Origin of the sequence: Neomesorhizobium albiziae, from assembly GCF_900114255.1 — a bacterium.
Lineage (GTDB): Bacteria > Pseudomonadota > Alphaproteobacteria > Rhizobiales > Rhizobiaceae > Neomesorhizobium > Neomesorhizobium albiziae.
Map to the genome: position 1 here is coordinate 1 of NZ_FOSL01000067.1, position 7,163 is coordinate 7,163.

7 protein-coding genes are annotated in these 7,163 nt (G+C 62.9%); 5 read left to right on the forward strand and 2 right to left on the reverse strand.

Annotation, left to right across the window (positions count from 1 at the left end):
- A partial coding sequence (locus F3H98_RS30490; RefSeq protein ID WP_149764702.1) for a DUF924 family protein occupies positions 1-279 on the reverse strand: 279 nt, incomplete at its 3' end.
- A gap of 277 nt (positions 280-556) precedes the next feature.
- On the opposite strand from F3H98_RS30490, the gene F3H98_RS30495 reads away from it, so the two are divergent.
- The 5 genes from F3H98_RS30495 (at position 557) to F3H98_RS30515 (ending at position 5,868) form a co-directional block, all read left to right on the forward strand.
- Positions 557-2,152: an ABC transporter substrate-binding protein gene (locus F3H98_RS30495; RefSeq protein ID WP_149764704.1), complete on the forward strand. Its 1,596-nt coding sequence runs from the start codon at positions 557-559 to the stop codon at positions 2,150-2,152.
- A 107-nt stretch (positions 2,153-2,259) separates the two neighbouring features.
- Positions 2,260-3,264: an ABC transporter permease subunit gene (locus F3H98_RS30500; RefSeq protein ID WP_149764706.1), complete on the forward strand. Its 1,005-nt coding sequence runs from the start codon at positions 2,260-2,262 to the stop codon at positions 3,262-3,264.
- Positions 3,265-3,273: 9 nt separating this feature from the next.
- Entirely contained in the window at positions 3,274-4,185 is a 912-nt protein-coding gene (locus F3H98_RS30505) for an ABC transporter permease subunit (protein ID WP_149764708.1), read from the forward strand.
- Position 4,186: 1 nt separating this feature from the next.
- Complete coding sequence (locus F3H98_RS30510) at positions 4,187-5,041, forward strand: ABC transporter ATP-binding protein (protein ID WP_149764710.1); 855 nt, start codon at positions 4,187-4,189, stop codon at positions 5,039-5,041.
- A complete protein-coding gene (locus F3H98_RS30515; protein WP_149764713.1) occupies positions 5,038-5,868 on the forward strand; it encodes an ABC transporter ATP-binding protein in 831 nt (276 codons plus the stop codon). The genes F3H98_RS30510 and F3H98_RS30515 overlap by 4 nt, the downstream gene beginning before the upstream one ends.
- A gap of 95 nt (positions 5,869-5,963) precedes the next feature.
- On the opposite strand, the gene F3H98_RS30520 is transcribed toward F3H98_RS30515, so the two are convergent.
- Positions 5,964-6,305 carry a winged helix-turn-helix domain-containing protein gene (locus tag F3H98_RS30520; protein ID WP_149764715.1) on the reverse strand — a complete coding sequence of 114 codons (342 nt, stop codon included), beginning with the start codon at positions 6,303-6,305 and terminating at the stop codon, positions 5,964-5,966.
- Positions 6,306-7,163 lie beyond the last annotated feature (858 nt).

The following is a 7,163-nucleotide window of genomic DNA, read 5'->3' on the forward strand; positions in this document are numbered from 1 at the left end:
CGCCGCCACCGCGATAGCCAGACGGTCGGACGCGAAAGCATCGGCGCTGCCGCGGAACATGTTGCGCGAAAACTGATCGAGCACGATCACCGCCGCCAGCGCCGCATCCGCTTCCAGCAGCGCCTCGGCTGGAATGGCCCGCGCGAGGTCTGCGTGGAGAGCTTCGAAACGGTCGCGGATAGTGTCGTCGAGCTCCTTCCTGACCGCGAACCAGTCGTCGTAGGTCAGTTCTTCGAACCAGAAATGCAGCACCGCGTGCTGCCAGCCCTTTTTCGCCATGCAATTCTCCAAGGCAGTCACGCAAACATAAGCAGATGGTTGGGAAAGCCAAGGCGGAGTCGCTCGCGGAATGTTTCTAATAGAAATATTTGCTGATACGCGGTGGGATCGTGGCAATTGGCAGTCGTTTTTACCCTTTGTGATGGATTCCGTGGAACATTTTTCCCGTTCCCATGCGGTACGCAAGCGGGGTGTTCCAAACCCGATCAATCTTTGCTTATATGCGCCCTTCTCGAGCCTGATAGAGGGGCTTGGAAACAACTTCAGGGAGTGCTCAATGAGATTGAAAACGAGTTTCGCGGCCGCGTTGCTGGCCGCAACGATGCTGTCTGGGGCGGCCAGCGCCAAGACCTTCGTCTATTGCTCGGAAGCGTCGCCGGAAGGCTTCGACCCCGGCCTCTACACCGGCGGCAACACCTTCGACGCCTCCGCTCACCCCGTCTACAACCGGCTGCTCGAGTTCAAGAAAGGCACCACCGAGACCGAGCCGGGCCTTGCTGAAAGCTACGAAGTTTCCGACGACGGCCTGCAGTACACCTTCAAGCTGCGTCCGGGCGTGAAGTTCCAGACCACCGACTTCTTCACCCCGACCCGCGACTTCAACGCCGATGACGTGATCTTCTCCTACGAGCGCCAGTGGAAGGCCGACAACGCCTGGAACAAGTATGTCGAAGGCGCGTCGTGGGAATACTTCGCCGGCATGGGCATGCCCGAACTGCTCGAGAAGATCGAGAAGGTCGACGACATGACCGTCAAGTTCACGTTGAAGCGCAAGGAAGCGCCGTTCCTCGCCAACGTCGCTATGCCTTTCGCCTCGATCATGTCGAAGGAATACGCCGACAAGCTGCAGGCTGACGGCAAGATGAACCAGCTCAACCAGATGCCGCTCGGCACCGGTCCGTTCACCTTTGTCGGCTACCAGCAGGACGCCGTCATCCGCTACAAGGCCAACGCCGACTATTGGGGCGGCAAGCAGCCGATCGACGACCTGGTCTTCGCCATCACCACCGATGCTGCGGTTCGTTACCAGAAGCTGAAGGCTGGCGAATGCCACCTGATGCCTTACCCGAACGCGGCCGACGTCGCGGCGATGAAGGCCGACTCGAACCTCAAGGTCATGGAGCAGGAAGGCCTCAACGTCGCCTACCTCGCCTACAACACGACCCAGGCTCCGTTCGACAAGCCGGAAGTGCGCAAGGCGCTGAACATGGCGATCAACAAGCAGGCGATCGTCGACGGCGTGTTCCAGGGCGCGGCAACCCCGGCCAAGAACCCGATCCCGCCGACGATGTGGTCGTATAACAACGCCGTCGAAGACGACAAGTACGATCCGGAAGCGGCCAAGAAGATGCTGGAAGACGCCGGCGTCAAGGACCTGTCGATGAAGGTGTGGGCGATGCCGGTTGCGCGTCCCTACATGCTCAACGCACGTCGCGCCGCCGAACTGATCCAGTCGGACTTCGAGAAGATCGGCGTCAAGGTCGAGATCGTCTCCTACGAATGGGCCGAGTACCTCGACAAGTCGAAGGCCAAGGACCGTGACGGCGCCGTCATCCTCGGCTGGACCGGCGACAATGGCGATCCGGACAACTTCCTCGACACCCTGCTCGGTTGCGACGCCGTCGGCGGCAACAACCGCGCCCAGTGGTGCGACAAGGAGTTCGACGATCTGGTCACCAAGGCAAAGGAAGCCAGCGACCAGGCCGAGCGCACCAAGCTTTACGAAGAAGCGCAGGTGGTCTTCAAGAAGCAGGCTCCGTGGGCAACGCTCGACCATTCGCTGGCGGTCGTCCCGATGCGCGCCAACGTCGAAGGCTTCGTGCAGAGCCCGCTCGGCGATTTCACGTTTGACGGCGTCGACATCAAAGAATAAGTCGGCACCGTGGATAGATGCGGAGGGGCGCTTGTCATGCAAGCGCCCCGACGTGCTTTTTGTGCTATCCTTTTCAATGCCTCGGAACACCTTGCTGAAGGTCTGATATGCTCCGGTTTCTCCTGGGGCGGCTAGCCGTCCTGATCCCGACATTCATCGGGGTCTCCATCATCGCCTTTTCCTTTATCCGGATGCTGCCGGGTGACCCTGTCGCGCTGCTCTCGGGCGAGCGCGTCATGTCACCGGAACGGCACGCGGAAATCTCCCATGCGCTCGGTTACGACCGGCCGATCGTCATCCAGTACCTGGATTACCTGTGGGGCATCATGCAGGGCGATTTCGGTACCTCGATCTCGACCAAGGGCTCGGTGCTCGAACAATTCTTCCAGCTTTTCCCGGCAACGCTCGAACTGTCGATCTGCGCCATCATCTTCGCCATCGTGCTCGGCATTCCGGCCGGCGTCTTCGCCGCCGTCAAGCGCGGCTCGTTCTTCGACCAGATGACCATGGGCACCGCGCTCGTCGGCTTCTCCATGCCGATCTTCTGGTGGGGCCTGCTGCTCATCATCCTGTTTTCCGGCATCCTGCAGTGGACGCCCGTCTCGGGCCGCATCTCGCTGATGTTCTTCTTCCCGCCGGTCACCGGCTTCATGCTGATCGACTCGCTGCTTTCCGGCCAGGAAGGCGCCTTCAAGTCGGCGGCGAGCCATCTTGTCCTTCCGACCATCGTGCTCGGCACCATTCCGCTCGCCGTCATCGCGCGGCAGACGCGTTCGGCCATGCTGGAGGTGCTGTCGGAGGACTACGTTCGCACCGCCCGCGCCAAGGGCCTGTCGACCTTCCGCGTCATCGGCGTGCATGCGCTGCGCAATGCCATGATCCCGGTCATCACCACCATCGGCCTGCAGGTCGGCGTCATGCTGGCCGGCGCCATCCTCACCGAGACCATCTTCTCATGGCCCGGCATCGGCAAGTGGATGGTCGATTCGGTGTCACGGCGCGATTATCCGGTCATCCAGGGCGGCCTGCTTCTCATCGCCGGCATCATCATGCTGGTAAACCTCGTCGTGGACCTGCTCTACGGCCTCATCAATCCACGCATCCGGCACTAGGAGAACAAGATGGCGCAAACAGCCACCACAGCCGGTCCCGTCTCCGCCGATCCGTCGCGAAGGGCGCGTCTCGCAGAGTTCTGGTACTATTTCTCGGAGAACCGCGGCGCCGTCGTCGGCCTGGTGTTCTTCATCTTCCTGGTCATCGTGGCGATCTTTGCGCCGCTGATCGCGCCGCACGGTCCCAATGCGCAATACCGCGATGCGGTGCTGGTGCCGCCATTCTGGCAGGAGGGCGGACGTGCCGCGTTCCTGCTCGGCACCGACGCGGTTGGGCGCGACATCCTCTCGCGCCTGATCTACGGCACGCGCTATTCGCTGTTCATCGGCGTCATCGTCACCACCATCGCGCTCACCGGCGGCATCCTGATCGGCGTCATCGCCGGTTATTTCCGCGGCTGGGTCGACACCGTCATCATGCGGGTGATGGATATCATCCTGGCGTTCCCCTCGCTGCTCCTGGCGCTGGTCCTGGTCGCCGTGCTCGGGCCCGGCCTCACCAACGCCATGATCGCCATCGCGCTGGTCTTCCAGCCGCATTTCGTGCGCCTGACGCGCGCCGCGGTGATGACCGAAAAGACCCGCGACTATGTCGTGGCGGCGAAGGTTGCCGGCGCCGGCAATCTCCGGCTGATGTTCAAGACCATCCTGCCAAACTGCATGGCGCCGCTCATCGTGCAGGCGACGCTGTCCTTCTCCAGCGCTATCCTCGACGCCGCAGCCCTTGGCTTCCTCGGCCAGGGCGCGCAGCCGCCCACGCCGGAATGGGGCACCATGCTCGCTGAGGCGCGCGAGTTCATCCTGCGCGCCTGGTGGGTGGTGACGCTGCCCGGCATCGCCATCCTGGTGACCGTGCTTGCGATCAACCTGATGGGCGACGGCTTGCGTGACGCTCTCGATCCGAAATTGAAGAGGTCCTGAGATGGCGCTGCTTGAAATCGAAAACCTTGTCGTCGAGTTCCAGACGGCGTCCGGCCCGTTCCGTGCCGTCGATGGCGTGTCGCTGAAGGTGCACGAACGCGAGGTGCTGGCGATCGTCGGCGAGTCGGGTTCGGGCAAGTCGGTGTCGATGCTGGCGGTGATGGGGCTTCTGCCATGGACCGCCAAGGTGACGGCTGACAAAATGGCTTTCAACGGCCGCGACCTGCTGAAGCTGTCGCCTGCCGAGCGCCGCAAGATGGTCGGCAAGGACATGGCGATGATCTTCCAGGAGCCGGTGGCGAGCCTGAACCCCTGCTTCACCGTCGGCTTCCAGATCGAGGAGGTGCTGCGCGTGCATCTCGGCCTCGACAAGGCGGCGCGCCGCGCCCGCGCCATCGAACTGTTTTCGGCGGTCGGCATTCCCGATCCGGCCGAGCGGCTCGGCCACTATCCGCACCAGATGTCGGGCGGCCAGTGCCAGCGCGTGATGATCGCCATCGCCATTGCCTGCAACCCCAAGCTCCTGATCGCCGACGAGCCGACCACCGCGCTCGACGTCACCATCCAGAAGCAGATCCTCGACCTGTTGATGCGGCTGCAGGCCGAGCACGGCATGGGGCTGATCATGATCACCCACAATATGGGCGTGGTGGCCGAGACGGCCGACCGTGTCATCGTCCAGTACAAGGGACGCAAGATGGAAGAGGCCGACGTGTTGTCGCTGTTTGAGAGCCCGAAGAGCAACTACACCAGGGCGCTTCTGTCGGCGCTGCCGGAAAACGCCGTCGGCGACCGGCTGCCCACGGTTGCCGGCTTCATGGTCGACGAAGCGCCGGTTGCGGGAGCCGCCCAATGAGCCAGCTCGTCCTCGAAGCCCGGAACATCGTGCGCGACTACCATCTGTCGGGCGGCCTGTTCAACAAGGCCAGGACCGTGCATGCGGTAAAGGGCGTTTCCTTTTCCGTCGAAAAGGGCAAGACGCTGGCGATCGTCGGCGAGAGCGGCTGCGGCAAGTCCACGCTCGCCCGCATCATCACGTTGATCGACCCCGCGACGTCCGGCGAACTGTTGATCGACGGCAACAAGGTCGACATCGGCAAGGAGACGCTGACCACCGAGATGCGGCGAAAGGTGCAGATCGTCTTCCAGAACCCTTACGGCTCGCTCAATCCGCGCCAGAAGATCGGCGACGTGCTCGGCGAACCGCTGCTGATCAACACCGGCGTTCCGGCGTCCGAGCGACGCGACCGCGCCATGAAGATGCTGCTGAAGGTCGGGCTGGAAGAAAAGCACTTCAACCGCTATCCGCACATGTTCTCTGGCGGCCAGCGCCAGCGCATCGCGATTGCGCGCGCGCTGATGCTCAACCCCAGCCTCCTGGTGCTCGACGAGCCGGTCTCGGCGCTCGATCTTTCGGTGCAGGCGCAGGTTCTGAACCTTTTGGCCGACCTGCAGGACGAGTTCCAGCTGACCTATGTGTTCATCAGCCACGATCTGTCGGTGGTGCGTTACATCGCCGATGACGTGATGGTGATGTACTACGGCGAGGCCGTTGAATACGGCTCACGGGACGAGGTCTTCTCCAACCCGCAGCACAGCTACACCAAGACCCTTTTTGCCGCCACGCCCCGCGCCGACGTGGAGAGCATCAAGGCAAGACTGGCGAAGAAGAAGGCGGCGTAACAAGCTTCCTCCTTCTCCCCGTTTACGGGGGAGAAGGTCCCGGGCAGGGGGATGAGGGGCCGGCATTCTCCCGACAGAACCCAGCACGATGAATCTCAAGCCGCTTCGATCTCCGCCTGGAGTGCGGCCATGTGTTGTTCGGCGACCGCTGTGGCGGCCCGCTCGATGGCCCTGAAACGGCTGACCACCGCCAACCCCACCGGAGTGAGCTGGGCCCCGCCGCCGCGCTTGCCGCCGGTCTGCGCCGCGACCACCGGCTTGCCGAACAGCTTGTTCATTTCCTCGACCAGGTCCCAGGCGTGTTTGTAGGACATGTTCATGCCGCGCGCCGCCGCCGAGATCGATCCGAAGGCGGCGATCTGCTCCAGGAGCTCGATCTTGCCCGGCCCGATGCGGCCGTCGGGATCGAGATTTATGCGCAAGCTGAGCGAAGGCATCGACGAAAACTCCGATTCGCAAGCAAGGCTCGCATTGCCCGATTTTAGAACATTTTCAGCTTGCGCGAAAACCGTCCCCCACCCTCCCTTCGTCATCCCTAGCGGCGCCGAGCGGAGCGAAGGCGAAGGACCCAGGGTCCATGCCGTGACAGCCGCGAGATGTGGGAACGGTGCAGAACGCGCGCCTCTCCCTTCTCCCCTTGTGGGAGAAGGTGGCCGAGCCGAGCTTTGCGAGGGTGAGGTCGGATGAGGGGTGTTGGGCGAAGCGCGACGCATTCAGGCTGGAAACACCCCTCATCCGCCTTCGCTGCGCTCAGGCACCTTCTCCCACAAGGGGGAGATACGCCGCCCCATTGTCAGCATCTGTCAGCAGTCTTTGTCTGCCTTTTATCCACACCCCTTTATCCCTCCCGCATAATGCAGCCATCGCCCTCACGGGAACACGGGTCATGAACCGGATGAGCGTGGAGGGGACGGTACCGGATCGGCAGCGCTACGGTGGCGTTGCTGGGGCGAGGATGCCCCGAGGTCCGGGCCTGACCGAGGCTAGTTCGCGGTGTGAAAACCCGCGCTCCCTTTGCGGTCGGGCAAGAACACCGGCGGCGCCTGGGAGACCGGGCCTCGTATAAATTTGAAACGGCACGGTCCCAGGCGCCGCTTCCCACTTTTCTTTCAATAGCCAGACGCGAAAGCGGGCGTGGCGACGAAGACGCTTGTGCTGATGAAAAGACCCCCTCTCCGTCTCGGCTTCGCCTCGACACCTCTCCCCCGCTTCGCAGGGGCGAGGAACCCAAGCTGGAGAGGCGCTGGCATCGCGGCAGCGGTTCCTCGCCCCTGCGAAGCGGGGGAGAGGTGGTT

What these genes read in the sequence shown, in the direction of transcription:
- F3H98_RS30495 (WP_149764704.1), top strand. Translation starts at nt 557, where the DNA reads ATGAGATTGAAAACGAGTTTCGCGGCCGCGTTGCTGGCCGCAACGATG.
- F3H98_RS30500 (WP_149764706.1), top strand. Translation starts at nt 2,260, where the DNA reads ATGCTCCGGTTTCTCCTGGGGCGGCTAGCCGTCCTGATCCCGACATTC.
- F3H98_RS30505 (WP_149764708.1), top strand. Translation starts at nt 3,274, where the DNA reads ATGGCGCAAACAGCCACCACAGCCGGTCCCGTCTCCGCCGATCCGTCG.
- F3H98_RS30510 (WP_149764710.1), top strand. Translation starts at nt 4,187, where the DNA reads ATGGCGCTGCTTGAAATCGAAAACCTTGTCGTCGAGTTCCAGACGGCG.
- F3H98_RS30515 (WP_149764713.1), top strand. Translation starts at nt 5,038, where the DNA reads ATGAGCCAGCTCGTCCTCGAAGCCCGGAACATCGTGCGCGACTACCAT.
- F3H98_RS30520 (WP_149764715.1), bottom strand. Translation starts at nt 6,305, where the DNA reads ATGCCTTCGCTCAGCTTGCGCATAAATCTCGATCCCGACGGCCGCATC.